This window comes from Prevotella sp. AGR2160, assembly GCF_000424185.1.
In the GTDB taxonomy this organism is placed as follows: domain Bacteria; phylum Bacteroidota; class Bacteroidia; order Bacteroidales; family Bacteroidaceae; genus Prevotella.
Genome location: NZ_AUJK01000022.1, coordinates 1 through 24,146 on the forward strand (window position 1 = coordinate 1; position 24,146 = coordinate 24,146).

The 24,146-nt window shown below is 49.0% G+C and carries 28 protein-coding genes and 1 pseudogene; 8 read left to right on the top strand and 21 right to left on the bottom strand.

What is annotated here, in order from left to right; genetic code table 11:
- On the top strand, positions 1-180 hold a 180-nt coding region (locus G604_RS15415; RefSeq protein ID WP_196801127.1), incomplete at its 5' end, for a hypothetical protein.
- A 190-nt stretch (positions 181-370) separates the two neighbouring features.
- On the opposite strand, the gene G604_RS0111095 is transcribed toward G604_RS15415, so the two are convergent.
- From G604_RS0111095 to G604_RS0111120, 6 genes are all read right to left on the bottom strand, one after another.
- Positions 371-1,405: an aldo/keto reductase gene (locus tag G604_RS0111095; RefSeq protein WP_028910623.1), complete on the bottom strand. Its 1,035-nt coding sequence runs from the start codon at positions 1,403-1,405 to the stop codon at positions 371-373.
- Positions 1,406-1,552: 147 nt separating this feature from the next.
- Positions 1,553-2,737: a cupin domain-containing carboxymuconolactone decarboxylase family protein gene (locus tag G604_RS0111100; RefSeq protein ID WP_028910624.1), complete on the bottom strand. Its 1,185-nt coding sequence runs from the start codon at positions 2,735-2,737 to the stop codon at positions 1,553-1,555.
- 165 nt (positions 2,738-2,902) lie between these two features.
- Positions 2,903-3,949: a TonB-dependent receptor plug domain-containing protein gene (locus tag G604_RS14300; protein WP_051220380.1), complete on the bottom strand. Its 1,047-nt coding sequence runs from the start codon at positions 3,947-3,949 to the stop codon at positions 2,903-2,905.
- Between the two features lie 66 nt (positions 3,950-4,015).
- On the bottom strand, positions 4,016-4,951 hold the full coding sequence (locus tag G604_RS14305) for a DUF362 domain-containing protein (RefSeq protein WP_051220381.1): 936 nt from the start codon (positions 4,949-4,951) through the stop codon (positions 4,016-4,018).
- Between the two features lie 111 nt (positions 4,952-5,062).
- Positions 5,063-5,662 (bottom strand): cyclophilin-like fold protein, encoded by a 600-nt coding sequence (locus G604_RS14850; protein WP_196801128.1) that lies wholly within the window; start codon positions 5,660-5,662, stop codon positions 5,063-5,065.
- Between the two features lie 6 nt (positions 5,663-5,668).
- On the bottom strand, positions 5,669-6,712 hold the full coding sequence (locus G604_RS0111120; protein ID WP_231376147.1) for an alpha/beta hydrolase: 1,044 nt from the start codon (positions 6,710-6,712) through the stop codon (positions 5,669-5,671).
- A gap of 199 nt (positions 6,713-6,911) precedes the next feature.
- On the opposite strand from G604_RS0111120, the gene G604_RS0111125 reads away from it, so the two are divergent.
- On the top strand, positions 6,912-7,820 hold the full coding sequence (locus tag G604_RS0111125) for a helix-turn-helix domain-containing protein (protein WP_028910626.1): 909 nt from the start codon (positions 6,912-6,914) through the stop codon (positions 7,818-7,820).
- Positions 7,821-8,246: 426 nt separating this feature from the next.
- Here G604_RS0111125 and G604_RS0111130 read toward each other — a convergent pair whose 3' ends face one another.
- The 7 genes from G604_RS0111130 to G604_RS14320 all read right to left on the bottom strand — a co-directional run bounded on the left by G604_RS0111130 (position 8,247) and on the right by G604_RS14320 (position 11,924).
- Positions 8,247-9,323 carry a sel1 repeat family protein gene (locus G604_RS0111130; protein ID WP_028910627.1) on the bottom strand — a complete coding sequence of 359 codons (1,077 nt, stop codon included), beginning with the start codon at positions 9,321-9,323 and terminating at the stop codon, positions 8,247-8,249.
- Positions 9,324-9,381: 58 nt separating this feature from the next.
- Positions 9,382-9,573, bottom strand: a complete 192-nt coding sequence (locus tag G604_RS14315; protein ID WP_036905525.1) for a hypothetical protein — start codon at positions 9,571-9,573, stop codon at positions 9,382-9,384.
- Complete coding sequence (locus G604_RS0111140; protein ID WP_028910628.1) at positions 9,570-9,956, bottom strand: C-GCAxxG-C-C family protein; 387 nt, start codon at positions 9,954-9,956, stop codon at positions 9,570-9,572. The genes G604_RS14315 and G604_RS0111140 overlap by 4 nt, the downstream gene beginning before the upstream one ends.
- A 2-nt stretch (positions 9,957-9,958) precedes the next feature.
- Positions 9,959-10,201, bottom strand: coding sequence for a hypothetical protein (locus G604_RS0111145; RefSeq protein ID WP_028910629.1), 243 nt, complete (start codon positions 10,199-10,201; stop codon positions 9,959-9,961).
- Positions 10,198-10,554, bottom strand: a complete 357-nt coding sequence (locus G604_RS0111150) for an MmcQ/YjbR family DNA-binding protein (protein ID WP_028910630.1) — start codon at positions 10,552-10,554, stop codon at positions 10,198-10,200. The genes G604_RS0111145 and G604_RS0111150 overlap by 4 nt, the downstream gene beginning before the upstream one ends.
- A gap of 327 nt (positions 10,555-10,881) precedes the next feature.
- Positions 10,882-11,589, bottom strand: a complete 708-nt coding sequence (locus tag G604_RS0111155) for a DUF5131 family protein (RefSeq protein ID WP_036905528.1) — start codon at positions 11,587-11,589, stop codon at positions 10,882-10,884.
- Positions 11,586-11,924: a hypothetical protein gene (locus tag G604_RS14320; RefSeq protein ID WP_051220383.1), complete on the bottom strand. Its 339-nt coding sequence runs from the start codon at positions 11,922-11,924 to the stop codon at positions 11,586-11,588. Before G604_RS14320 ends, G604_RS0111155 begins: the two co-directional genes overlap by 4 nt.
- Positions 11,925-12,059: 135 nt before the next feature.
- On the opposite strand from G604_RS14320, the gene G604_RS0111165 reads away from it, so the two are divergent.
- The 4 genes and pseudogenes from G604_RS0111165 to G604_RS15070 form a co-directional block, all read left to right on the top strand.
- The gene (locus G604_RS0111165) at positions 12,060-12,935 is read left to right on the top strand and encodes a helix-turn-helix domain-containing protein (RefSeq protein ID WP_028910632.1); all 876 of its coding nucleotides are present in this window, start codon (positions 12,060-12,062) and stop codon (positions 12,933-12,935) included.
- A gap of 267 nt (positions 12,936-13,202) precedes the next feature.
- Entirely contained in the window at positions 13,203-13,952 is a 750-nt protein-coding gene (locus tag G604_RS0111170; protein WP_028910633.1) for a winged helix-turn-helix domain-containing protein, read from the top strand.
- 51 nt (positions 13,953-14,003) lie between these two features.
- Positions 14,004-16,076 (top strand): hypothetical protein, encoded by a 2,073-nt coding sequence (locus tag G604_RS0111175; protein WP_028910634.1) that lies wholly within the window; start codon positions 14,004-14,006, stop codon positions 16,074-16,076.
- 64 nt (positions 16,077-16,140) lie between these two features.
- A pseudogene (locus G604_RS15070) lies at positions 16,141-16,299 on the top strand (Hsp20/alpha crystallin family protein); the annotation flags it as partial.
- On the opposite strand, the gene G604_RS15725 reads toward G604_RS15070, so the two are convergent.
- Together G604_RS15725 and G604_RS14325 are read right to left on the bottom strand one after the other, a co-directional pair.
- Positions 16,261-16,512 carry an acyl-ACP thioesterase domain-containing protein gene (locus G604_RS15725; protein WP_155941937.1) on the bottom strand — a complete coding sequence of 84 codons (252 nt, stop codon included), beginning with the start codon at positions 16,510-16,512 and terminating at the stop codon, positions 16,261-16,263. The pseudogene G604_RS15070 and the gene G604_RS15725 overlap by 39 nt on opposite strands.
- A 53-nt stretch (positions 16,513-16,565) precedes the next feature.
- Positions 16,566-17,069 (bottom strand): MoaF-related domain-containing protein, encoded by a 504-nt coding sequence (locus G604_RS14325; protein ID WP_051220384.1) that lies wholly within the window; start codon positions 17,067-17,069, stop codon positions 16,566-16,568.
- Positions 17,070-17,311: 242 nt separating this feature from the next.
- On the opposite strand from G604_RS14325, the gene G604_RS15285 reads away from it, so the two are divergent.
- A complete protein-coding gene (locus G604_RS15285; protein WP_155941938.1) occupies positions 17,312-17,659 on the top strand; it encodes a helix-turn-helix domain-containing protein in 348 nt (115 codons plus the stop codon).
- Between the two features lie 325 nt (positions 17,660-17,984).
- On the opposite strand, the gene G604_RS0111195 is transcribed toward G604_RS15285, so the two are convergent.
- Both G604_RS0111195 and G604_RS0111200 read right to left on the bottom strand, forming a co-directional pair.
- Positions 17,985-18,353, bottom strand: a complete 369-nt coding sequence (locus G604_RS0111195; protein WP_028910636.1) for a winged helix-turn-helix transcriptional regulator — start codon at positions 18,351-18,353, stop codon at positions 17,985-17,987.
- Between the two features lie 87 nt (positions 18,354-18,440).
- On the bottom strand, positions 18,441-18,887 hold the full coding sequence (locus G604_RS0111200; protein ID WP_028910637.1) for a cupin domain-containing protein: 447 nt from the start codon (positions 18,885-18,887) through the stop codon (positions 18,441-18,443).
- 358 nt (positions 18,888-19,245) lie between these two features.
- Here G604_RS0111200 and G604_RS0111205 point away from each other — a divergent pair, with 358 nt between their 5' ends.
- Complete coding sequence (locus tag G604_RS0111205) at positions 19,246-22,386, top strand: DUF3427 domain-containing protein (protein WP_028910638.1); 3,141 nt, start codon at positions 19,246-19,248, stop codon at positions 22,384-22,386.
- 61 nt (positions 22,387-22,447) lie between these two features.
- On the opposite strand, the gene G604_RS0111210 is transcribed toward G604_RS0111205, so the two are convergent.
- Genes G604_RS0111210 through G604_RS0111225 form a run of 4 tightly spaced genes read right to left on the bottom strand, consistent with a single transcriptional unit; the run spans position 22,448 to position 24,043 of the window.
- Positions 22,448-22,828 carry a hypothetical protein gene (locus G604_RS0111210; RefSeq protein ID WP_028910639.1) on the bottom strand — a complete coding sequence of 127 codons (381 nt, stop codon included), beginning with the start codon at positions 22,826-22,828 and terminating at the stop codon, positions 22,448-22,450.
- A gap of 26 nt (positions 22,829-22,854) precedes the next feature.
- Positions 22,855-23,370 carry a GNAT family N-acetyltransferase gene (locus tag G604_RS0111215; RefSeq protein ID WP_028910640.1) on the bottom strand — a complete coding sequence of 172 codons (516 nt, stop codon included), beginning with the start codon at positions 23,368-23,370 and terminating at the stop codon, positions 22,855-22,857.
- A 38-nt stretch (positions 23,371-23,408) separates the two neighbouring features.
- Entirely contained in the window at positions 23,409-23,798 is a 390-nt protein-coding gene (locus G604_RS0111220; RefSeq protein ID WP_028910641.1) for a C-GCAxxG-C-C family protein, read from the bottom strand.
- 2 nt (positions 23,799-23,800) lie between these two features.
- Positions 23,801-24,043, bottom strand: coding sequence for a hypothetical protein (locus tag G604_RS0111225; RefSeq protein WP_036905538.1), 243 nt, complete (start codon positions 24,041-24,043; stop codon positions 23,801-23,803).
- Between the last annotated feature and the right edge of the window lie 103 nt (positions 24,044-24,146).

The window sequence follows — 24,146 nt, forward strand, 5'->3', positions numbered from 1 at the left end:
CTTGTTCTTCTCATTGACAAGAACCTTATGGTAGGTTTCGTCCCCGGCAATATAGGTATCCTCCTCTTCGGCGAAGTCTTTTGGTCTACGAGTACCTGCCGTTTCGCCTCTCTTACGGAGACAGAATGCTCCTTCATCCACTTGCACATGCCGCGGCGGTTGATGTGGTATTTTACTTGAAGTGAGGACAGGCATGAAGAAGGGTCCTTCTTCAATGCCACAAGGAACTTATTCCATACTTGTTCATAGCGTTCTGCTGCTGTCATAACATTACGGTTTGATTTATCGCCGCAAAGATAATGAATCAAAATGATCCACACAAGGCTGCATCGCGGATACGCTTACATTGCTGTATTGTTTTTTATGGTTGTTACTTGTTCTTGTTTGCCGCTACCCATACAGGTTCTTCGTTCATCACGGGCTTGTTGACTGCCATCACACCTGAAAGGTTGTGCGGCACATAGGGCTCTTCAAGATAACGAATGTCATCCGCAGAGAGATGGACATCAAGCGACTTCACGGCACCCTCGATATGATGCAGTTTGGTGGCTCCTACTATCGGCGATTCCACCTTTGTCAGCAGCCAAGCCAGCGAAATCTGTGTCATCTCCACCCCGTAGCGGTCGGCCAGATCCACCACACGCTCCACAATGCGGTTGTCCTGCTCGGCAGTGGCATCATACTTGAAGTGCATGAATGAGTCTTCCTGCTGCCGCTTAGAGGTCTCGCCGGGTCGCTTGGCTAACTTGCCAGAGGCCAATGCACTGTAGGGAGTCATAGCAATGTTTTCTTCGTGGCAGAACGGGAACATCTCACGTTCCTCCTCACGCATGATTAAGTTGTAATGGTTCTGGACGGAGATAAATTTTGCCCATCCATGCTGCTCTGCCATCGCGTTCATCTTCGCCACCTGATAGGCATAGGCATTTGCGATACCGATATAGCGAGCCTTTCCCGTACGTACAGCCTCGTTCATTCCCTCCATGATTTCCTCGGCAGGAGTCTTGTAGTCCCAGATATGGTAGATGTATAGATCCACATAGTCCATGCCAAGGTGCTGTAGGCTGCTGTCGATGTTATTGAGCACATGTTGCCGTCCGTTGATGCCTTGCTGGATTTCCTCATCCGTGCGAGGCAAGAACTTTGTGGCTACTACCACATTGCCACGCCGTGCCATATCACGCAAGGCACGGCCCACGAACTGTTCGGATGTGCCCAACTGATAGGCTATTGCCGTATCAAAGAAGTTTACGCCCAATTCCAGTGAGCGGCGTATAATCTCCCGTGTCGGCTCCTCGCCAATCGTCCACGAATGTTGTCCGATGGTGGGGTCGCCAAATCCCATGCAGCCTAAGCAGATGCGCGACACACTGAGGTCAGAGTGTCCAAGTTTTACGTATTCCATATTGTTCGTTCGTCTTTAAATTTCTTCTCTTATTTCACCAAAATCTTCTTGCCATCCTTGATGAGGACACCCTTTTGTCCCTCTGTCACAATAAACGGTCATCAGTATGAGGAAAAAGATGGCTCTTTTCATTGTGGTACACTTTGTTTATTTTCCCGCCTTTACGCTGCGGATGCAATTGAGGGCATTGAGTGTACGCGGATAGCCGATGAAGGGGAGGTTACTGGAAATGACAGCGATGAGCAGGTCTTTGTCGTTTCCTACGTGGTAGTTGCCGGCAATATGTCCTTTCAACTGCGGCTCGCAACCACCTTGGGCAGCAAGGAAACAGAACGTAATGAGCTCGCGCATCTTCAGGTCAAGTCCCGTGCGGGTGTAGTAATCGCCAAAGCAGTTGTCGGCCAGCCATTTGTTGATGTGTCGGCTGTCTTCCGGTCCCGACTTCCAGAAGTCACGCATCGAGTCGCCGAAACAACTGACCTGTGCCTCTGTGCCAGCCTCACGACGGGTCTCCATCGTGGTGGTCTGTTGTGAAGCCAATGGCAGGGTAATGCCACGGGCGGACAGCACCTCGTTGGTAGCCGAGAGGAAGGGACGGACGCGTCCCATGCCTAAATAGGCCGTAGCCTGATAGACGATTTCCTTCACCTCAACAGGCGTCACGCCTTTGGCGAGTGCTTCTGGCAGCAGTTCACGGTATTCGCTGAGGCCCTGACAGCCAAGGAGTGTGGCCAGATAGCAGATGTAGCGGGTACGGTCGTCGAGGCGCGTCTTCACCTGTTCCACCACCTCGCCGAAAGCAAAGGCCTTGAAGCGCTGGTTGTATTCAGCGTCGGCGACGTCGAGCATTGCTGAACTGGCAGGCAGCTTGTCGTACTCTGCATCCGTGACAGGCTCCAGCCACTCGTTGGAGGCGCCTTTTTCTACTTTTGTCATATAGGTGATGTGTTGCATCCACGAGTCTTTAGCGGCCCCATGCCAGTGCTTAGCCTCGGCAGGGATGGCCACGACCACACCCGGGCGCAGGACGACAGGTTCCTTGCCTTCCTCGACATACCAGCCGCAGCCAGCCACGCAGATGAGCACCTGCACCGACTTGTGGTGGATATGCCAGTTGTTGCGGCAACGGGGCTCGAAGGTGACGTTCACGGGACCTCCATTCTCGGCATCGAGGGGAGCTAAATAGCTATTGCCTGTGAAATACTGGGCATAGGCACTGTTCAACTCTCCTTTCGGCCATACACTGAAATCAACATTTTCTTTCATATTCTCTTGCGCATTTACAGTTGCCACTGCCAAGAGCAGTGCGATGACGGTGGTAATGATTTTCATTTTTTATTTTTGTTTCCGGTTGCAAAGTTACGAGTTTTCTGTCAACAAGCTGTTACCCCGATTAAGGCTGCTATAACCCTTATTGCGGAATTCGTGTCTACACGCTTGCGAGAATAGAATGCTTCTTCAAAAAGCTCGCTGGAATGACACCAAAAGAGTAGACACCTACAGCTGCACTTCAACACCTGCCATGACTGTGGCACGCGGCATGGGGAAGCCGGCGTTGACCTCATAGTGCTGGGCAAGGAGGTTCTCACCATGGACGAAGACTTTCAAGGCACGGCTGACACGCAACGAAGCCGTGAGATCCCACAGCCAGAAATTCTCGGTCTTAGGGCTGTTGTCGGCTGTATGCAGACCATCGATCCATTGCAATCCGCTGTGCAGCGTGAAGCAGCCCGTCTGCCAGTCAGCTCCCATGAAAAGCTTATACTTCGGTGCGGCAGTGAGCGTGCGGCTGGTATGAAGGAAGCTGTAGTTGGCATCTAAGCGCAGATGCCGCATGGGTACGTAGAAGGCAAGGAGCTCAAAACCAGCGTTCTCCGTGCTGCCCGTGTTGACATTCAGCGGGCGGCCGTTAGTCATCTGCGTGGTAATGAGGTCCTCAGCGTTGAGATAGAACACGTTGAGTCCGTAACCTAAGTGCCCATCCAACAGACGTTGGCGCAGTGAGAGCTCATAGTTCCACAGGCGTTCCGGCGCAAGGTCGGCATTGGCTGGGCGGAACATGTAGAGTTCACGCAGCGTAGGGTTGCGGAAGCCTTTGCCCACAATGGCTTTCAGCTCCATGTTGTGAGGCAGGCGTGCGGTGAGTCCGCCCTGCGGTATCCACTCCGATCCTGACACGCTGTGGTGGTCAAGACGTAGGGCCACGTCGGCAGTAAGCCACGACAGCAGTTCCTGGCGAATGTCGGCATAGCCCGCTACCTCATTGACGGTGCGGTTGGCAAGATCCGTGCGACTGCCGTCTGCCATCGCCTTCTGCCAGGCATGTCCACCGAAGTGCTGATAGTCGAAGCCCAGCGTGACGCGAGTAGTGGAGAAAGGAGCAAAGCTCTCATAGGCAGAGACGCCTCCCATGCGATCATTGTGCATGTAGTAGGCGGTCTGTGCAGGACGCGCAGCAACATGTCCGTCGTTGATATGATGATGTCCCCAGTTGTAGAACGCACGCACGGCACCCGATACGCGACCGTAGTCGTTGGTGAGCATAAGAGTCTAATTGATCTATTTGTCGATGTTGACGATGGTGTATTTCTTCGAGCCCAGTCCTATCTTCTACGCCCAGTCGATAGTGTGAGTGCCGTGCTGCTTGTCGATGCGCTTAAGCAGGTCTGTAGGATCGTTCTTCACCGTCACTTTCTGGTTGTTGATGATGTCGACACAGGCCTGGTCGAGAGCCACGGGGTCGGTGCTGGCGAGGATGCCATAATCTTCCAACTTCACGGGAGTAGGATGGTCCACACAGTCGCAGTCGATACTCATATTGTTCATCACGCTGATATAGATGATGCCGTTCTCTTTCTGGAAATAGTTCACCACGGCTTGAGCGGCAGCAGCCATGCTCTCCAAAAAGGCGTCTTGAGAGGCGATGTACTTCGGTGTCCACACCGAGTCCATATTGAGTTTGTTCATCTTACCAGCCGTATGGATGTAGGCCTTTCCGTTGGATGAGGCGCAGCCGATAGAGAGGTTCTTAATTGCCCCACCGTAGCCACCCATGGGATGACCTTTGAAGTGGTTGAGACAGATCATGAAGTCGTAGTTGGCAAGATGTCCGCCCACGATGTCGTAGTTCAGATGGGTATGGTCGCGCACGGGAATGCGTATCTCATCGTATTCGTCCATGATGTCGACGGGGAAATACTTGGTAAAGCCGTGGCGGTCGATGACCTTCCAGTGATTGGCAGAGTTGTTGCGCACGTCGTTAGGGTCGCCGCCATAGGCGGTGTTGTTCTCTACAATGGTACCGTCAACGTCATAGACCAGGTCTTTGATGAGCTCCGGTTTGAGATAGTTGGGATTGCTGCCCTCGCCGGTACTTATTTTCACGGCCACACGCCCCTTGGCTTTCACGCCTAATGCCTTGTAGATACGGACGAGTGAGGCGGGAGAGATCTCACGTGTCAGATAAACCTTAGACTGAGCCCAGGCCGTTGTGCCCATAACAAGCAGTGCGGCTACCGCAAGGTTGCGGAGAAAGAAATGCTTCATAATCAAAAACTGTTTTATAATTATTACTGATTGCAAAGATAGTGCTTTTCTCGAAATGTCGGTTTATACAGAATATCGTTTTTCTTTCCAATGTTCTGTTTCATATTGATGCTATTTCATGATTTTCTTTCCGTCCTTGATGACGATGCCTTTGTGGCTGGCAGAGGCGGGTGTACCGTTCAGCGTGTATGCACGCGAATCAGTACCTGCGGTGTTCCGGCTCTCGTTGCTTATATTGCTGATGCCTGTCGCATCTGACGTGAGCGAGAGGGTGACGGTGATGTTGCTCTCTCCTGCTTTCAGGAATGTGCGTAACTGGCTTTCCGACAAACCGTCTATCTTGCCCAGGCGGGTGTAACTCCATGAGTTTGAACCATAGAAAAGGCAGATGTTGCTGCCGTTATAGAGAACGACATCTCCCGGCTGTGCCGTCATCTGCTGGTTGCTCGTAGGGAGCGAGAAACCAAGCGGTCCCCATATCTCGAAGCCGCCACTGGAGTTAAGCGTAACTGTGACAGCACCGTTCTGTAGCCGTTCCACGAGTTCCTGCGTTGCCGCATTATTGGCAAGGGTTATGCTCTGAGTCTGTCCTACGATGGTAATATACATTGTCATATCGTTTTCTGTCTGCAATGTCTCCGCCTGCATCCCGCCGTCGGACGAGCAACAGATGAAGAACATGGTCATAATTATCAGCAGATATTTTCTCATACTCGATTATTTTAGATTCTCACGGAAAAATCGTTCAATCTTGTCGTAGGGGATGACACCTGCCACATCGTCGTAAAGGTCAACGTGCGATGCTCCGGGGATGATGTAAAGTTCCTTGTTTCCTACCTTGGTACTCTTCCCCTCGACATGCTTGCCAGTCATCTTCTCGAAGGCATACTCGGAGAAATAGCGTGAGTGAGCCTTCTCGCCGTGGATGAGCAACACGGGATTCTCAATCTCTGCGGCAAAGGCCAGCAGCGGCTGATTGAGGAATGACTGACAGCCCGTGACATTCCAGCCGTCGGTCGAGTTGCCTGAGCGCTCATGGTAGCCGCGCTCCGTCTTGTAATAGGCATGGTAGTCCTTCACAAACCAGGGAGCATCCTCTGGCAGCGGGTCGATGACGCCGCCTGCACGCTTGTATGTCCCCGTCTTGTAGTCTTCCGTGCGCTGCCGGGCCATGGCCTTGCGCTTCTCCATGCGCTGCTGCGGTGTATTCTCGCTCTGGAAGTAGCCCTCGATGTTCACCTTGCTCATGTCGTACATCGTGCTGGCTACGGTTGCCTTGATGCGCGGGTCGATGGCAGCGGCATTGACGGCCATACCTCCAAAGCCGCAAATGCCGATGATACCGATGCGCTCTGGATCTACATTATCCTGCACAGAGAGAAAATCGACGGCAGCAAGGAAGTCCTCGGTGTTGATGTCGGGCGAAGCCATGCGCCGCGGTTCGCCGCCACTCTCTCCTGTGAACGAGGGGTCGAAGGCAATGGTGAGGAACCCACGCTCTGCCAAATGTTGGGCATAGAGACCGCTCGACTGTTCTTTCACGGCTCCAAAAGGTCCACTAACGGCAATGGCTGCCAGTCGGCCCTTAGCGTTCTTGGGTGTGTACATGTCGGCAGCGAGTTCGATGCCGTAACGATTGTGGAAGGAGACCTTCTTATGGTCGACCTTCTCACTCTTGGGGAAAACCTTATCCCACTCTTGTGTCATCTTCAACTGTGTCATCTTTTTTGTGCTTTGCGCCCCAGCAGCGATAAATATCATCAGAAATGCCAAGGCTGTGATTATTCTTCTCATTTGTTGTTATTTTTGTTTCCGGTTGCAAAGTTACGAGTTTCCTGTCAACAGGCTATTACCCCGATTAAGGCTGCTATAACCCTTTTTGCTGAAATTGCAACTTCCCTCTTGCGTGAATAGAAAATTTCAACTAATTTTGAGTGTGGAAACATAAATACGGATAGATATGAGCGACACAACGATCATCTCCATCGACAGTATCGATGCATATAATAGGATGTATGGCTTCGAGACCCTGCATCCCTTAGTGAGCGTGGTAGACTTGGCGGAAGCCACTAAGATTCCCAATCACGTCACCTTCCGTTATGGCGTCTATGCGCTGTGGCTGAAAGACGGCATACAGTGTGCGCTGCATTATGGGCGCCAGCAATACGACTATCAGGACGGTACCATCGTGAGCTTCGCACCGGGGCAGATGGTGCGTGTGGATATGACGGATGAACAGCTCCGCACGCCGTCACACACCTTAGGACTCCTCTTCCATTCCGACCTTCTCTTCGGCACGCCCTTGGGGAAGACGATCGGAAGCTACCACTTCTTCGACTACGACTCAGCCGAGTCGCTCCATCTCAGCGAGCGCGAGCGGCGGATGTACACCGACACACTCAACACCATCCGCTTCGAGATGGAGCAGCCCGTGGACAAACATTCGCAGACCATTCTCACCGACCGCATCAAGCTCATCCTTGACTACTGCCAGCGTTTCTACGACCGACAGTTCGTTATCCGCCACAAGGAAAACTCCGATATTCTCTCTGCCTTTGAGCGCAACATCAAGGATTATTTCGAGCAGGGCTTAGCCGTGCGCGGCGGACTGCCCTCAGTGGCTTATTTCGCTGATAAGGCCTGTCTGTCATCGGGCTACTTTGGCGACCTCATCCGTAAGGAGACGGGAATGACGGCACAGTACTATATTCAACAGCACATTCTCGCTCAGAGCAAGCAGTTGCTCCTCGACCCCTCTCAGAGTATCTCGCAGATTGCCGACCGACTCGGCTTCCAGTATCCCCAGCACTTCTCCCGCTTCTTCAAAAAGTTTGCGGGAATGACACCAAAAGAATATAGAGAGAAGTAAAATAAGAAGGAAAGGTTACACCGCAAAGTGAAGCTTTCACCAGTGCCACTGTTGTCAGAAAAGTGTAAATATTTTAGCATCACACTTCCTCGCTCTCAGAAGGCAGAGAAGGAGACAAAACGCATTGAGGTCGCATAACCCCGGCGTTGCTGCTCAGTGGTATTACAGGGACTGTTCTCTTCAAGGGGGGCAGTCCCTTTTTTGCTTTACAACATAATCTCCTATATGCCGGTCTTTTTCCGGCGGGGCGACTTCTTGAATAAGGGAGCCGCCTTTTTGTTTGACTGGCATGTATATCGGCTAACGGGTGTAAGTCCTTAACAGCCCCCAGTAGTGGGAACTGTCTAGCCAGAGAGACAAGGATTTGTTATTAAGATGATGTCTCAATTCTCAATTTGAATGCTACAATGTTATGTATACAAAATCTCAACTGAGTTCTTGATTCATTAATTCCTTAACCTTTTCTGCGTACATCTCGCCAGTATACGATGGGTCTAAACAATGTTCCTTTATTAGCATATCTAGTATTTTTTGATATTTTCTACAAACCTCAATATCAAAATATTTTTTCCACGAGTCACTATGAGACTTTACAATTTTGAGATTGTGTTCTGTATATTCTTTTAGCTCTAAAATCTCGTCTTTGTTTATACCATCATAGTGAGAATAATAGATTGCAGACTTGTCGCTATCTTTTGCATTTATAATTTCCAAAATAGATTCAAATAATTCCACTGCCCTATTTCCCGACTTTGGAACTATGACTCCACATAAATAATACATTGCGAGATTCCACATACAATAGATTTCTTTTTTCTGAGCACCAATATATGTGAACATGAATGCTTCTTTATGCATTCCATCTTGCATAAGTAATTCACATAATGAAGGAATACAAGCAAGATGTCCCTTTTGTATAGCTAAAGACAGATAATAATAAGTTAAGCCGAATACGTCATATTTTTCTTTGGAGAAACTATCCCGAAGATTTAAGGCACAGCCAAGACACCATAGGGCATTTAAATTGCCATCTTCAGCAGCTTCTCTATAGGTACAGACAACTCTTTGATATGACTCTTCATCAATGTCGGAATAATAATCACAATTGCCATCTATGTGATTTTCAGCATAATCTAATTCAACTCCAATTGGTTCCAAATAATCTTCATCTGAAGATGGCTTGATAATGTGGTCTGGATATAATAGATGTTCGTACTTTGATCCTTTAAGTTTCATGAATGAATCACATCGCATAAATCTATTCACAGGAGCAATAGATTCATCTTCACCAAAGATAAATCCAGTAGGTCCAGACAACCACTCCATTTCTCCTTCTTCGAATCGAAATGATTTGCTGTTGAAGATTTCTTTGTATGGATTAAGTGTTTCTGAAATACAATCGTCTACACAATGGAATATGTATTCCATTTTCAAAGATTCACTTGCTTCTTCTCCTAAGCAGTCCAATCCAAATATCTCATATGATGTAGGAAACTTGTTCATATCATACCTTTTATTGGCAAAGGTACTCATAATTCCTCAATTATCGCAACTTTTAGTGTTATATAGGTATGATTTTAGATAAAACCGTCACATTGCTCAGGTCATTGATGTCGAAATAGCAGAACATGTGGCCGGCGATATAGAATACCAGCACATCCTTGGCATATTTGAAGGCCGTGAAGGGGAATTTCTCCACCACGTCAGTGTCGAGAGAAAGACAATATGACCGCAAATCCTCTACGTTCATCATTTCCCTAATTCTTCTTCCAAGAACTCACATGCATCCGCCACGCACAACGGACAAGGACGGAGTACCACGTGGGTGTCCACACCTTTCAACTGTCTGCATTGTGTGGCATGGTTGCGGTCCTGGAATTTCTGCATGATCGTCCGCATCTGTTTCATCGTCTTCGCCTTGTCCTTGTTGACAAGCCCGAGAACCATGTCTGCGCCAATCAGTGCACCGCATGTACCCTCCGTATTGGTCATTCCAGCCGCAAAGCCGTCGGTCATGCTCATGGCTGTGGCTTCGTCGAGTCCCGTCAGATCACCGTAAGTCGTCAGCACCGACTGGGCGCAATTGAATTTGAAACTCGCTTTTTTTTCTGCTGCTATATCTTTTCTTGATTCCATTGTCATTGATTGATTAATTCATCTATCGGATCTTCCCTGACGATCTGTGGGTCAGCTTTCCCTTTCAGCACCAGCACTTTCTTGCCATTGCGGTAGATATGCAGCTGGCGGGAACGGACGACCGCCGTCAACTCCGGTTCGTCTTGTATCGTCTGCCAGACCTTATGATAGATGCCGTCAGCATCCATCAGCTTATGCCGCAAGTGCGAGCACATATTGGTCGTGTCAATGTCTGCTGTGTTCATTTCTCAAAACTGTATTTATCTCTCAACCGCTTGGGCAGTTTACTGAGTACAAGCCTATAAGACTGATTAATAAGGTCTTTTACCATATCACCATCAATCTCATCGAGAAAAACATCATTCCAATGCACCTTATTTAAGTGGTAAGCCGGTCGGATACCGTCATAATGGTCGCGCAGCGTCTGTCCTTGCTCAGGCGGAAGTTTCACGGCGCAAGTCGGTTCCGGGGCATTGAGCCATATATGCAGGAAGATCTTTCCTTCAATACGAAACAACACCCAATCCGCACCATAAGCCTGGTCTTCCGTTGTCCCCGGCAAGGACAACGCATATTCACGAACTTCTTCGATATTCATTGTTTGATGATATTAATTCAACTGTGTTTTATCCTCGGAAGCATTGCCAGTCGCAAACAATCAATGATATATTCTAAATTGTTCTCGCTGACCGGCTCGTCCGTGTACTTGCGCACGGTGAAACGCTTCGATGCTAATTATTTGAATGTCATAAACTGAAGAGTTATTCATATCAGCCTCAAAGGTACAACTTTATATCGACAAGTACGAAAATTTGATAGAGAATAATTGTCGTGGAAGAAGAATTAAGGACTGTCTCAGAAGTGAAAAGAACGTCCCTCAGACGTGAAAGGATTGTGAGACGGACGAGGCACGATCAATTCCATGTCAGCAGTCTATATCAGCCTTTCGTGCTTGTTGCATCTGTATGCCGTGAGTCAAACGGTAGGTCTTGCCGTCCTTGATGAAGCATGCGCCAGTCTGCATGAAATGAAAATGTACACCGGTATCCATGCACTGCCTGCGCACATCAAGCACCCATTCGTAGCGGCAGGGGCGAGCATCTTTTCCCGACTCGCCGCCAACGGTGACGCAAGCTATGTCTTCAAGGTTGCCGTGGAAGTCTACTGGACCTAACATTGGTTCGACAATAATTTCCTTGTGCGGTAAAGGCAATGACAACAGAACAGGCAGCCTTTCGTCAACGCGCAGCTGATTCTCCATCGTGCAGCAGATAGTGATGCGGTCACCTATCTCGTTCCAGAAAGATGGCAGACATTGTAGGATGCGCTCTGGCCGCTTGGTGACCATATAGAAGCGGAGGTCGCGGCGAAAGCGCATCATCTCCCATGCTTCTTCCCGCCATGCGTCCATTTCCGGTAAGAAGAAATCAGATGAGAAGCATGTCATTACCTCTGTTCCTGATGGAATTTTCCATTCCCCTTTTCGGTTGCGGCGAAGTGGCAGGTTGAATGAGGCCGTCTTTCTGACGAGATTAGTGTCTACGCCATTCTCTTCATCGCGCGTTAAGACATAGCAATGCTTGCACCCTTCGCTTTTACGGTGACAACCATGCACTAAATTCCAGATAATCATCCTTCTAAGACAATGAGATTGCTTTCATAATACAGTTGATAGGTGAGCACAGCCATATCCTTCGCTGCCTGCACGCGCTCATTGAGTACCTCATAGTGCTTGGCATACAGCTTTCCGTCAACCCGCTCCATGGCAGTCTTTGCTATCTCGTCGTAATTGTCCACACGATTCACGCATACCGCATCGAAATAGCTGAAGTTCTTCTTCGACCACAGATCACGATAGCCCGAACTGTCACCATTGAACCATTTCTTCAGTGCGGCTTTCTCCATGCTGATGAGTTTCTCGGCCAACTTCTCTTCTTCCTCGTTCTTGTACCAATTGTTGTTCATCATTATTATATCCTTTGTTTTCGGTTGCAAAGTTAGGGAGAATCGGTTTCTCTACCATGAAATAAAATGGAGGAAAATGTCACTTTTCGGGACTTTTGCTTGCCAGTGTCATTTTTTAGAATTATCTTTGTCCGTACAATGAAGCGGATACCTCTTTATAAGTTCTTCAAGCACAAGTATGGTCAGGAATTGCTGGTAGATGTGGTGAACTTAGACAAGATGAAGCCTGACATCCACCGCACGCCGGTCTATCGTGAGACCTTCTACAGTCTCCTGCTCATCACAAGCGGCTCAGAGGCAGTAACTATCAACGGCCACGCTGCCACGGTGAGCCGTGGCCAGGTGCTGACGTCCATTCCTGGGGAGATATGGGCGATGAGTGCTGATAGCAAGTTAGAGGCTCTCAACCTCATCTTTGAAGAAGAATTCTTGCTCGACTTCTTCAGCGATACTCATTTCCTGGACCATTTCCGTTATCTGCAAGCCGACCGGCCCTCACCGTTTCTTATCCTTGACGACAAGCTGAATGAACGTCTGCTCCAGCTCTACCTTGACATGCAACGTGAGATACACCGCCCCGAGCAAGATCAGCATATCCTTCGCGCCATGCTCTATGAGGCCCTCATGCTGCTCAATCGGACTCGGTTTATGGAAGACAGCAAGAAAGAAACTGACAGCAACGAGGCCGTCAATGCCAATCGATATATTGACGGTTTCCGGTCGTTGGTTGAGGAATACTATAAAGAGGAGCACGGAGTGGTTTTCTATGCAGACCGGCTGTTCATCACCACCAACTACCTCAACAAGCTCGTGCGATCATCGTTAGGAGTGTCAACCAAGCAATATATCCTGAGCCGTATCATGCAGGAAGCATGCAATCTGCTGCGCTATACATCCTTGTCAGTACAGAATATAGCTGCCCAACTGCATTTTGAGACGGCAACCTACTTTACACGTGTATTCTACAACTACAAGAAACAGACGCCCCTGAATTATAGGAATAATGCGAAGTAATTATCCTGTTTGATTTCTCAGAAGCATCAGTATGGATGGTCAACCTCTCCTGATTTCTTGCACAGTGGCCTTTTGGCTCACATGTTGCTGATCAGCCGCAGGATGGAGGATGTCTCAGTGTGTTTATGGATATTTTTTCATGTTTGTTGGGTTATTGTGTTATTGCAAAGATACGCTTTTTCTTATTATAAATAGGCTTTCTTCTTGCGTGTTTGCTTTTTTTTCTTTACTTTTGTATCATTGAAACACTAAATTGATATTTTTGCGATGAAACCGTTCTATATTATTGTGGTCTTTGTGACCCTGTTGAGTTGCTCCGTGTGGGCAGGCATGCATAGCTATCGTTGTGCCGAAGAGAAGATGGTAGCAGATATGAACCAGGCTTTGACCCAGACCTTGCGCCATAAGCAAGAGGCGTGGATCACTCCCGACACCATCCGCGACTATCGCAGCAATCTGCGGCTGGAGGTGCTCCGTCGCCATTCCTTGGTGTGCTATGCCGAGGATGTGGACCCGAAGACGGTTGCCAGCAGCAAGATGACATGGGGTCGTGGAGCGTTTCGCGTAGCCTTCCGGGGCTATGCCAACTGTTCCGTGGCTTCGGTGCTGTCCCTCTCTGACCAGCGTATGCCACTGTCGCTGTTCGCCTTGTCGCTGCTTTGGCTGGCAGGCTCACTGATGTGGACGCGTCGTCGGGTCGTAGCGATTGCCGGAGGCTTTGGCGGTCTGCGCCTTGATGAAGCCTCACAGACATTCTATGATGAGCATCAGGAGCCTGTCCACTTCACCGCCATGCAACGCCAGTTGATGCTGATGTTCTTTGCCGATGAGCATCACAGCTTGCGCAAGGAGGACATCTGCCAGGCGCTTTGGCCGAAAAAGCCCGATGCCAGCGACACGCTCTACACGCTCATCCGACGGCTGAAACCCGTACTCGACAAGAACAGCAACCTCACCATTACGACAGAAAGAGGCGGTAAATATCAATTGTCAGACAGATGTCAGTCTCATTCTTAGGCGTTTAGCCATTCGTTTCCTATCTTTGCAGCAAAAACAAACAGCAAAGATATGAAGCAGATTTTCTTTCTCCTTATGCTTGCGTTTGGCGCGGTGACAGTGGGCTATGCACAGATTCACGGCAGCGCCAAGCCTTCCTCTTCTTTACTCGCAGACACGGCGGTAGTGCTCAAAGACGTTACCGTGGAGGCGGCGCGCGTGACTTTCCGTCCCGACGGACGCCATATTATCCCGTCGGTGGCTCAGCGCGCGAGTGCCTCCAATGGCTATGCCCTTCTCCATCTTCTCAGCCTCCCTCAACTTCAGGTGGATGCCGTACGCCACACCATTGCCGACCGTCTCAACCGTGGTGAGGTGCAACTACGCATCAACGGTGCCCTCGCGTCAAAGTCCGACCTGACAGCACTCGACCCTAAGCGCGTCACCTCCATTGACTATATCGACAATCCCGGCGTGCGCTATGGTCAGGACATTGCCTTCGTCATCGATATCCACACACGGCGTAGTGACGCAGGATACGAGCTCGGCACCGACCTTACGCAGGCACTGACCCGCTATAGCGACGACTTGGTCTATGCAAAGGTCAACAGAGGTAAATCGGAATGGGCACTGACTTACAACTTCTTCTACAAGGACAACCGCAACGAGAAAGCACGCACCCTCACTGATTACCTGCTCACCGACGGCACGCACGACATCGTCTCGCGTGTGGACAAGCAGGATCGGAGCAGAGCGGCTGGCAATACGGTCGCACTGAAATACAATCGGGCTGACACGCTCGGCAATGTCTTGCAGGCAAAGCTGACTGCCGACTTCAATCATTGTCCGGGTAATGATGTGCTCACCGATGTCAATGGCACGGATGTGAAGAACTTCTCCCGCGACCGCTCGTTCTCTCCTGTTCTCGACCTCTATCTTGTCAGAAAGCTGGGCCGTCACCAGAGCATCACGGCCAACGTGGTGGGCACGCACATCCACACACGTTCCTATAACTATATGGATGAGGGTGGCCCTTACGCCTACCATGTCAAGGGCAACACGTCGTCACTCATCGGGGAAGCCATCTATGAGAACCGGCTCAAGCCCTTCACGCTGTCCTTGGGTGCCAACTACCAACTCAAATACACGCGCAACAGCTACACTGATGATGTCGATGCCATTAACCGACTCCATAATCAGTATGTCTATGGCTTTGCCCAACTCAAGGGCTATCTTGGCGCACTGACCTATGTGGCCGGTCTTGGAGTGAGCAACCAACGCTATACCCAGGGTGAGGCGCACTACAACTTCAATCTCTTCCGACCCCAAGCCACGTTAGCCTATAACTTCGGTCATGGACTGAGTTTGAGCTATGACTTTAAGCAGTATGGCTTTTTCAGCCGAATCGCGATGATCGGTGATGCGGCCATCCGCACTAACGGACGTGAGTGGACGATGGGGTCTCCCAACCTTAAGCCCAACCGATGCGACGAACATACGTTGCGTTTCAACTATTCCTCACCACGATGGAACAACACGCTGGAGGCTGACTATCGCGACCATTCCCATTGCAACATGGCTGCGTATTTCCGTACTGATGACAACCAGTTTGTCTACACCCAACGCAATCAGCGGGGCATCAAGATGCTCTACTTTATCGACAACTTCTCCTACACCATCGTCCCGGACCGTCTTGTGGCCAATGTCAACGGAGGCTTCTTCCGCTACTTCAACTTTGGCGACGACTACACCCATCTTCATAACTTCTGGATGGTGGGCGGCAGTCTGGAAGCCTACTTGGGGCATTGGACGCTCACGGCACAAGGCGACAATGGCTACCGCTTTCTCGAAGGCGAGAACCTTGGATGGAACTACGGCATACCGGCCCTGCAATGCAGCTATCAGGCCGGCCCCTGCTCCGTGTCCTTGACGTGGGACCATTGTTTCATGGCCAATCCCAAGGCGATGTCTTCCCACCTGCTCAACCGCTTAATGCACAAGGACTATGAGCTCCGCAGCAAGACCATCGGCAATTTCGTCTCTCTCAACTTCACGTGGAAGTTCAGTCATGGCAGGAGATACAAGGAAGCACAGCGCAAGCTCAACAATAAAGACACGCAGACAGGGATCATCGGCAGAAATTGAGGAATAGGGTAGCTTTACTCTTTTTTCTCTTTTTACCGTTCAACGCTTGCTAATTGACTCCGCCCTGCGCCGTGAGTTCTCATACAGCAATTACGAGCAGGCTCTGACGCTGCCTGAGGATGTTGAGAAAGATAAGATTGAGGCAAAGGTTAATAACGGTGTGCTTCGTTTGTTCATCAAACTATCATTTCAACTCCAGGATGGCGCATACGGCACGGGCTGATAACAGCTCTACATAGAAAATGCCATCCGTCGACAAGTATGTCTTGGGGACGATCACCTCCCCGAATCTGACGGGACGCTTGTATTCTACCCTTACATGTCGGTATGCGAATTCTTCAGGCAGATACTCCATAGCAATACGGATATAGTTGGCGTTGTTCACATGGTCGTTCCATGACGGTAAAGATGGTTGATCATAGTCCCTGGCTACCATAGCCCACCCAAGCAGGGTGAGTTATGGCTCAGATTAAAATTACTAATCTACTATTATTCCACAACGCTCATTTTGCCTTGCATATTGTAGAACTTACCGTCGGGTGCGGCGATGTTGGTCCACACGGTACTCGTGTTGTAGTTCTGCACATGCACCACGTTGCTCTTGGTGGAGTTAGGCTCTGACCAATAGACCATGAACACGTTTGGAGATACTTCCACCACTACCTTGATGGCTCGGCCGATGGGTGGATAGGGGGTGAATATCTTCCACTCCTGCTCGCCCTTGAAAACTTTTGCGCTGAAGACGAGGTTGTCCTTCCCGGGCAACTGCGGCCAGGCTTCCTCCATGGCAGCGGTCAGTTCTGTAGCATTGTTGCTCTTGGCTGCAGCCTGACGGTAGTCGGCAAGATACTTACCAACGAAGTCGAGAACTTGCGGCTTGTAGTCGCTACTGACGAAATGTGCAGGAACGACTGTGGCGGGTTCCAGTTGCTTCATGGCGCTGATCACCTGCTGCCAACGTTCGATGCCCTTGTCGCCCTGAGTGTCTGCCATCCAAATGTGACCGCCCTCTGTGACAGATAAACCTGCGTATATTCTATTTTCAGTTGCCAGACGACAAAGTCAAGACCTTTGAGTCATTCAGCGTACTATATGTATGTCCATGGGCACGGGCTAATCTAAGTTTCATTGCCAAGCGCGGCCCTGTTGTGGATGAGGGTGATGCCGCGCTTCACAATTTCTGCCTTTCTTTCTTCGAAACCTTCCACAGAGTGGAACGGCAACTGTCATTGCCATTGCGCGGCATAGACACAGAAAGCAGTCCTGTGCTCCGTAAGGCGATGGACTATATTCACAAGCATCTTGCTGACAATATCAGAGCCAGCGATGCAGCCCATGCCGCGGGTATCTCCACACGCACCCTGAGCCGATTGTTCAGTGAGTCGGGCACCACCCTCAGTAATTATCTTTGTTATCAGCGAATAATCCGGTCCTTGGAGTTGATAGCTGATAACACCTTGTCTATTAAGCAAATTGCATATGATACGGGCTTCAGCTCCCCAGCCAACTTCAACCGGGCCTTCAAGCAGGTGATGGGACTGCCGCCTAAGGAGATGCGACTGCGACACAGAGAAAATGAGTAAGAAGCAGAAATTCTTGAAACACAGCATGTAGACAGGTGCCGTTTGTTCAGATGCCTTGTCAGTGGTTTCCTTCTTCGTATCTTGCCACTGGTATAACGTGTGAGTCCTTAATCTCTCCGATAACGATAACGCTGTGCAAGCTCCCAACACAACTAATTTTGCATCCTGCGAGATTGACAATAAACTCACTGAGGCTCAACAGTGGGCGAAGATAGATCTCGTAAGAGAGATCGCAAAAGAGGTCTGGGGATAAGTTTCTTCGCAGGGTTGAGCACCATCTACAGTGACAATGTTGCGCATAATATGCCGTTTTGTGATGCATAATCTACAATGCATATTTCTTTCGGTGCCTAATGATGGCATCCATGTTGTCCAACGACCAGTCCACCAATTGGTTGAGCAGTGGGATGAGTGTTTTTCCGCGCTTTGTCAGTTTGTATTCCACACGCGGCGGCACCTCGGGATAGACGGTCCGGGACAGAAGATCGTCTGCCTCCAGTTTACGAAGCGTTGAAGTGAGCATCTTCTGTGAAACATCGGGTATAGTCTTGCAAAGGTCGCTAAAGCGCATGGTTCCTACCTTGTCGTGCAGGGCAAGCAGCACAAGCAATGACCAACGGTCACCGATACGGGAAAGTACATTTCTGACCGGACATTGGGGAAATAACGGGTCGACTACCTGATTTCTGATCATCTTCTTCATTTCTTATAAACGTACAAAACCGTCACAGACAAGTGGTCTTGTCCATGACGGTAAAGATTGTTGATATGACTGTTTCGTTTACCATTTCACCTGATCCTTCAGGATAACGCCATCGGTAGCATCTTCCTGGGTGAAAGGCGTCTCACGATACTGCACGCAGAGCACCACCATCGGCTCCGTGCCGTTGTTGTGAATGGTGCGTTTGCCTTCTGGTGAGACGCGCACCACACTGCCCTCCTGCAACGGAATGTTCACGCCGTCAACCTGATATTCTCCTTTGCCGCTGAGAACGAAATAAAGCTCCTCATGGGTCTTATGCGTGTGATAGAAACCACCCTCCTGACCAGGAGCGTAAATCTGAAAAGAGAACTCAGAGCCTTTCGTTCCGAGAGCCTGTCCGCCAAACACCTTGCCGGGAATCTTGATATCGCCCAAAGACAAGACATAGTCACCTAACTCGTTCAGCTTACCGAAATCCACTGCACTGAAGTTTTTGCCTTCAGCAATTTTCTTAACCTCTTTCATAATGTTCTAATTTGATATTTACTTTTCTCTTGTTTACGGTTGCAAAGTTAGTTACTGTTTTTGATTCCTGCAAGAGGGCACTTGAAAGTAAGACACTTACCTTGAGGTAACTATTGCTGATACTGAGAAAGTTACGAACTCTTACATTAAGATTTTTTAGCTATTTTTGTTCTCACAGTAGCTATCCGCCGAAAGCATTCGCTGAATTTTTACTTGTCAAGCATTCCAACTACCTCGGCTTCACAAGTGAAATTCGCATTATCTGCCATACTATTCCCAATTTAAATTGGTGGTTATAAAATAAAATAGTAACTTTGCAAGCAATCAGAAATAATATAAATATCAACATAGTATGGAATTGTCTACTGGAATATACGAAAGTCTTATCTATGAGGCGCTAAAGAAAAAGTTAGATGCCCTCAATAAGAGCCAATATGCTGTCAATACGCTGAGTATCGACAGTGCAGAGGTTCCACGCTTGTTGACAAATTATATATCCAAAATCCTTTCCCGGTTACTGACTGACGACAAACTCTTTGAAAGTCTTGAAGAACGGATATCATTCATTAACAAGATTCTCCACTTCATAGAAGGCGAGTGGTCGTGTGATACTGCTGATGACTTGTTGGTCGTACAAAATTACTTGCTCAGCGGGATTATTTCCAGGGCGGGTAAGAACGAGCAACAGATTAAGGCTTATAACCTACTCCGTCCGAAATCAGGGTTCACCGTCAGTAACCTTTTCACGGGCAGCAATCACGACCTGTCTCTGCAGAGTGAGATCAATCTCGACATTCAGTCGGCCGACGAGATCTATTGGATTGTTGCTTTCATCAAGTTTTCGGGCGTGAGGATCTTCAAGGATGCCCTCAGTCATTTCTTGGAGCGCCCTGATGCCCGTATGCATATTATCACGACCTCTTACATGGCGGCATCAGAGCCTAAGGCCTTGCAATTTCTAAAAGAGCTCAGTCCGGAGAAGGTAGACATTCGGGTGACATACGACACAACGCTCGACCGGCTCCATGCCAAGTCGTATATCTTTCTCCGCAATAGTGGTCTCCATACCGCTTATATTGGTTCCTCCAATCTGACAAAGTCGGCTATGACAGGACTGGAATGGAATATTCGCGTGACGTCACAGGAGAACCCACAAATCATCAAAGCAGCCTTGGCAACCTTTGATACCTATTGGAACCGCCCCGACTTTGAACCCTATGACGAGGAGCGTTTCCGACGTGCCATCTATGCCGAACAGCATAAGAACGACAGAGAGCACCCCACCGTGTTGGCAAGATACATGATTCGTCCGGAACAGAAAGAGATCCTCGACAAGCTTTCTGTTGCCCGTGAGGTCCATCACAGCTTCCGTAACCTTGTCGTGGCTGCCACGGGAACAGGAAAGACGGTCATCGCAGCCTTCGACTACAAGCGGTTCCATGATGCTCATCCTGATCACCACACCCTGCTGTTTATCGTCCATCGAAAAGAGATTCTCGAACAGAGTATCCGAACGTTCCGTTCCGTGCTCAATGATCCTACTTTCGGTGAATTATGGGTGGGAGAATACCAGCCGTCGGCGACGGGCAACCTGAATCATCTCTTTATCTCTATCCAGACATTCAACAGCAACCGGGAGCTGTTCACGATGATGAGGCATGATTTTTACGACTACATCATTGTCGATGAGGCTCATCACAGCACGGCGAACAGTTATCGCATTCTCTTTCAGCAATTCAATCCTTCTGTACTCCTCGGACTGACAGCTACGCCGGAGCGTGCCGACGGACAGAGCCTGCTACCTGATTTTGACAACCGGATAGCCGCAGAGATCCGCCTGCCGGAAGCCATCAACCGCATGTTGCTGTGCCCGTTCCAGTATTTCTGTATAGGCGACGACACGGCCAATCTCTTGAATGTGAGATGGACGGCAGCAGGATACGACGAGAGTGAGCTTGCCGCAAAACTCAATACGCGCAACCGTCTCAATCTCATCACCGCCACGATTCCTAAATACCTCGCTGACGAGATGAACTGTCGGGCGCTCTGCTTCTGCATCAACATCGAGCATGCACGCACTACAGCTGAAGGACTTAGGGAGGCTGGATATCGCACCGACACGCTCACGGGACAAGATTCCGAAGAGCGGCGCCGCCGTGTGTTGGAACGCTTTGAGACGGGGAAAATAAACTATCTCTGTGTGGTAGATATCCTCAATGAAGGTGTTGATATTCCTGAGATTGACACTGTCCTCTTTCTCCGACCGACCAAGAGTCTTACTATTTTCCTTCAACAGCTCGGTCGTGGCCTTCGTTTGGCACCGGACAAGGATTGTCTTACGGTTCTCGACTTCGTGCTGCAAGCTCACCACAACTATAGCTTTGAGAGCAGGCTCCCTCCGCTGCTCAGTCCCTCCGACAAGTCCATAGCTTCTCAAATAAAAGAAGGATTTCCAATGCTTCCCCGCGGGTGCGCTATCACGATGGATAAGATCGCCCAGAGATATATCCTTGACAATATCCGTTCGGCCATTTTCAATCAGCGGCGTATCGTCAATGAGATGCAGTTGTTCCAGACAAACACAGGACGGGAATTGACGCTCAGCCATTTCCTGGAGCAGTTTGACCTTGACATCCGACAGATCTATAAGAACAATAAATGCTGGTCGCTCTATATGAAACTGGCTAACCAGGTTCGCTACGAGGAAGACAAGTATACAAGCGTTTACGAGCGTAATCTCAGCAAATTGTTGCATATCAACTCTATAGGTTATATCAGCTTCATCCAGCGGCTCATAGCGAATAATTTCATGTATGAGCATGTTGGCAGGGAGGCAAAATGGGCGTTGATGTTCTACTATGCGTTATACAATGCGCCCATCGGGAAAATGGGATTCTCAACGATCGACGAAGGATTCCGCACCTTCGCCGCCCATCCGTTGTTTGTAGAAGAAGTAAAGGAAATGATGTCCTGGCTCAAGGAGCATGTCGACTTAGCAACGCGGCTTATAGGCAGTCTGCCCAATGATGTTCCCCTCGAACTCTATGGCTGCTATTCCCGGGAGGAACAACTTATTCTCTTCGGACGGATCACAGCCGAGAAGAACTTCAGCGCACAGAGTGGTATCTATAAGGTGGACGAAAAAACAGAACTGTTATGGGTCACCCTCAATAAGAGTGATAAGGATTTCTCGCCGAGTACACAGTATGAAGATTATGCGATCAGTGAAACACTTTTCCAATGGCAGAGCCAGAATACTGCCAGTCACGATAATGCCGGCAGACGGTATGTAGACCAGGCGCAGACACATCAACAGTTTCTGCTTTTCGTCAGAGAACAAAAGAAGGATGCTTATGGTCTGACAGAGTCCTATTATTGTCTTGGTCCCGTCAGGTATGTCTCATCGCGTGGTGACCGTCCGATGACCATCACGTGGCGTATGGAGAATGAGATTCCAGGTAAGATCCTTGAGAAGGCTGAAAAATTGAGGGTGGGGTAGTGTCGACTATGGCTACTACCATGGCATCTGGTATCTCAAAAATGGGCTATGTTTTTACGTTTTACCCAATTAAATCCTTGATATTTTTTGATTGTTTTGTTAATCTAATCAGAACCGACTTAGCTAAATTATCATCTAATGAATTGTATCTATTGATTAAAAAATCCTTCAATACAGAGAAGCTAATAGTCTCACCACAATCCTCAAATATCAGTTCTTTTTTATTAAAATGTATTATTGAATTTATAAAATTTGATTTTCTTTTTCCTGTTATTTTAAATATATGCCCACTTTGGTCAACATATTTTTGATTATTGTAGTATTCTTCAAAGATACTATTATCGCCAGGATAATCCCATAAGTCTCCAATATGGGCTTCTTCCAAATCCTGTGAACTTAAATTACTTAAGGAAATATTAAGTATAGGGAATTGTATTGACATAATTAAAATATTATTATGGGGGTGTATCAAAATTCTGGCTCATGTGGATTATTTATCTTCTGATAAGCCAACCGCTCATCACCGTCGAGCAGATGGATGATGCCACAGTAGTGGAATCCCGCCTTCGCCAATGCTCCTTGCATGGGCTTGTTATCCCGGTGGGTATCGATGCGGATGTTACCGGTCTTTGTAAAGCAATAATCAAGGATGCTGGTCATGATCCCGTGTTGTCCATGGGCACTTGCCACGCGATGAAGAACATAATACGTTCTGTCGGTGTCAATCCAATGTCCATCGTAAATGACAGCGTAGGTGACATCGGGGCCGGGAATGAACGCAAAGGTTGCGATGGCTCTGCCGTCCTCTATCAGCAAGTAGCTGTAACCTTTAGCGATGTCACCCTCTATTTGTCCTACCGTCGGATGGCTGTCGCCCCATTGATGCGGATTGCCATTCTCACGCATGATCCTCCGCCCACTCTCTATGAGGTCGAGGACCACCGGCAGGTCCTCAGCCGTTGCTTTTCTGACGTATCTTTCCATTTACAATATTTCCATTGCTTAATTCCCTGGTCAAGGATTTAGAATTTCCCTAATTCTTCTTCCAAGAACTCACATGCATCCGCCACGCACAACGGACAAGGACGGAGTACCACGTGGGTGTCCACACCTTTCAACTGTCTGCATTGTGTGGCATGGTTGCGGTCCTGGAATTTCTGCATGATCGTCCGCATCTGTTTCATCGTCTTCGCCTTGTCCTTGTTGACAAGCCCGAGAACCATGTCTGCACCAATCAGTGCGCCGCAGGTACCCTCCATATTGGTCATGCCCGCCGCAAAGCCGTCGGTCATGCTCATGGCTGTGGCTTCGTCGAGTCCCGTCAGATCGCCGTAAGTCGTCAGCACCGACTGGGCGCAATTGAATTTGAAACTCGCTTTCTTTTCTGCTGCTATATCTTTTCTTGATTCCATTGTCATTGATTGATTAATTCGTCTATCGGATCTTCCCTGACGATCTGTGGGGCTGCTTTTCCTTTCAGCACCAGCACTTTCTTGCCGTTGCGGTAGATATGGAGCTGGCGGGAACGGACGACCGCCGTCAACTCCGGTTCGTCTTGTATCGTCTGCCAGACCTTATGATAGATGCCGTCAGCATCCATCAGCTTGTGCCGCAGGTGCGAGCACATGTTGGTTGTGTCAATATTCTCCACTAACATTGATCAGGCGTTTAATTACATTTACCGGTTATTTTTTCTTAGCCACTCCATGATGAAGCGGGTGATGTATATCTCTTCCTTTACGGTCAGCGGAGGGCCTTTC

Bases quoted from the DNA above. Each gene is read 5' to 3' on its own strand.
- G604_RS0111175 (WP_028910634.1), top strand. From the start codon at position 14,004: ATGAAGCAGATTTTCTTTCTCCTTATGCTTGCGTTTGGCGCGGTGACA.
- G604_RS0111140 (WP_028910628.1), bottom strand. From the start codon at position 9,956: ATGGAATCAAGAAAAGATATAGCAGCAGAAAAAAAAGCGAGTTTCAAA.
- G604_RS0111150 (WP_028910630.1), bottom strand. From the start codon at position 10,554: ATGAATATCGAAGAAGTTCGTGAATATGCGTTGTCCTTGCCGGGGACA.
- G604_RS14300 (WP_051220380.1), bottom strand. From the start codon at position 3,949: ATGCTCACCAACGACTACGGTCGCGTATCGGGTGCCGTGCGTGCGTTC.
- G604_RS0111210 (WP_028910639.1), bottom strand. From the start codon at position 22,828: ATGTCAATACAATTCCCTATACTTAATATTTCCTTAAGTAATTTAAGT.
- G604_RS14305 (WP_051220381.1), bottom strand. From the start codon at position 4,951: ATGAAGCATTTCTTTCTCCGCAACCTTGCGGTAGCCGCACTGCTTGTT.
- G604_RS0111165 (WP_028910632.1), top strand. From the start codon at position 12,060: ATGAAGCGGATACCTCTTTATAAGTTCTTCAAGCACAAGTATGGTCAG.
- G604_RS0111100 (WP_028910624.1), bottom strand. From the start codon at position 2,737: ATGAAAATCATTACCACCGTCATCGCACTGCTCTTGGCAGTGGCAACT.
- G604_RS0111200 (WP_028910637.1), bottom strand. From the start codon at position 18,887: ATGAAAGAGGTTAAGAAAATTGCTGAAGGCAAAAACTTCAGTGCAGTG.
- G604_RS14320 (WP_051220383.1), bottom strand. From the start codon at position 11,924: ATGATGAACAACAATTGGTACAAGAACGAGGAAGAAGAGAAGTTGGCC.
- G604_RS0111145 (WP_028910629.1), bottom strand. From the start codon at position 10,201: ATGAACACAGCAGACATTGACACGACCAATATGTGCTCGCACTTGCGG.
- G604_RS0111195 (WP_028910636.1), bottom strand. From the start codon at position 18,353: ATGATCAGAAATCAGGTAGTCGACCCGTTATTTCCCCAATGTCCGGTC.
- G604_RS14850 (WP_196801128.1), bottom strand. From the start codon at position 5,662: ATGAGAAAATATCTGCTGATAATTATGACCATGTTCTTCATCTGTTGC.
- G604_RS0111130 (WP_028910627.1), bottom strand. From the start codon at position 9,323: ATGAACAAGTTTCCTACATCATATGAGATATTTGGATTGGACTGCTTA.
- G604_RS15725 (WP_155941937.1), bottom strand. From the start codon at position 16,512: ATGGTAGCCAGGGACTATGATCAACCATCTTTACCGTCATGGAACGAC.
- G604_RS0111220 (WP_028910641.1), bottom strand. From the start codon at position 23,798: ATGGAATCAAGAAAAGATATAGCAGCAGAAAAGAAAGCGAGTTTCAAA.
- G604_RS0111095 (WP_028910623.1), bottom strand. From the start codon at position 1,405: ATGGAATACGTAAAACTTGGACACTCTGACCTCAGTGTGTCGCGCATC.
- G604_RS0111155 (WP_036905528.1), bottom strand. From the start codon at position 11,589: ATGATTATCTGGAATTTAGTGCATGGTTGTCACCGTAAAAGCGAAGGG.
- G604_RS0111125 (WP_028910626.1), top strand. From the start codon at position 6,912: ATGAGCGACACAACGATCATCTCCATCGACAGTATCGATGCATATAAT.
- G604_RS0111225 (WP_036905538.1), bottom strand. From the start codon at position 24,043: ATGTTAGTGGAGAATATTGACACAACCAACATGTGCTCGCACCTGCGG.
- G604_RS0111170 (WP_028910633.1), top strand. From the start codon at position 13,203: ATGAAACCGTTCTATATTATTGTGGTCTTTGTGACCCTGTTGAGTTGC.
- G604_RS0111215 (WP_028910640.1), bottom strand. From the start codon at position 23,370: ATGGAAAGATACGTCAGAAAAGCAACGGCTGAGGACCTGCCGGTGGTC.
- G604_RS0111120 (WP_231376147.1), bottom strand. From the start codon at position 6,712: ATGATATTTATCGCTGCTGGGGCGCAAAGCACAAAAAAGATGACACAG.
- G604_RS14315 (WP_036905525.1), bottom strand. From the start codon at position 9,573: ATGATGAACGTAGAGGATTTGCGGTCATATTGTCTTTCTCTCGACACT.
- G604_RS14325 (WP_051220384.1), bottom strand. From the start codon at position 17,069: ATGGCAGACACTCAGGGCGACAAGGGCATCGAACGTTGGCAGCAGGTG.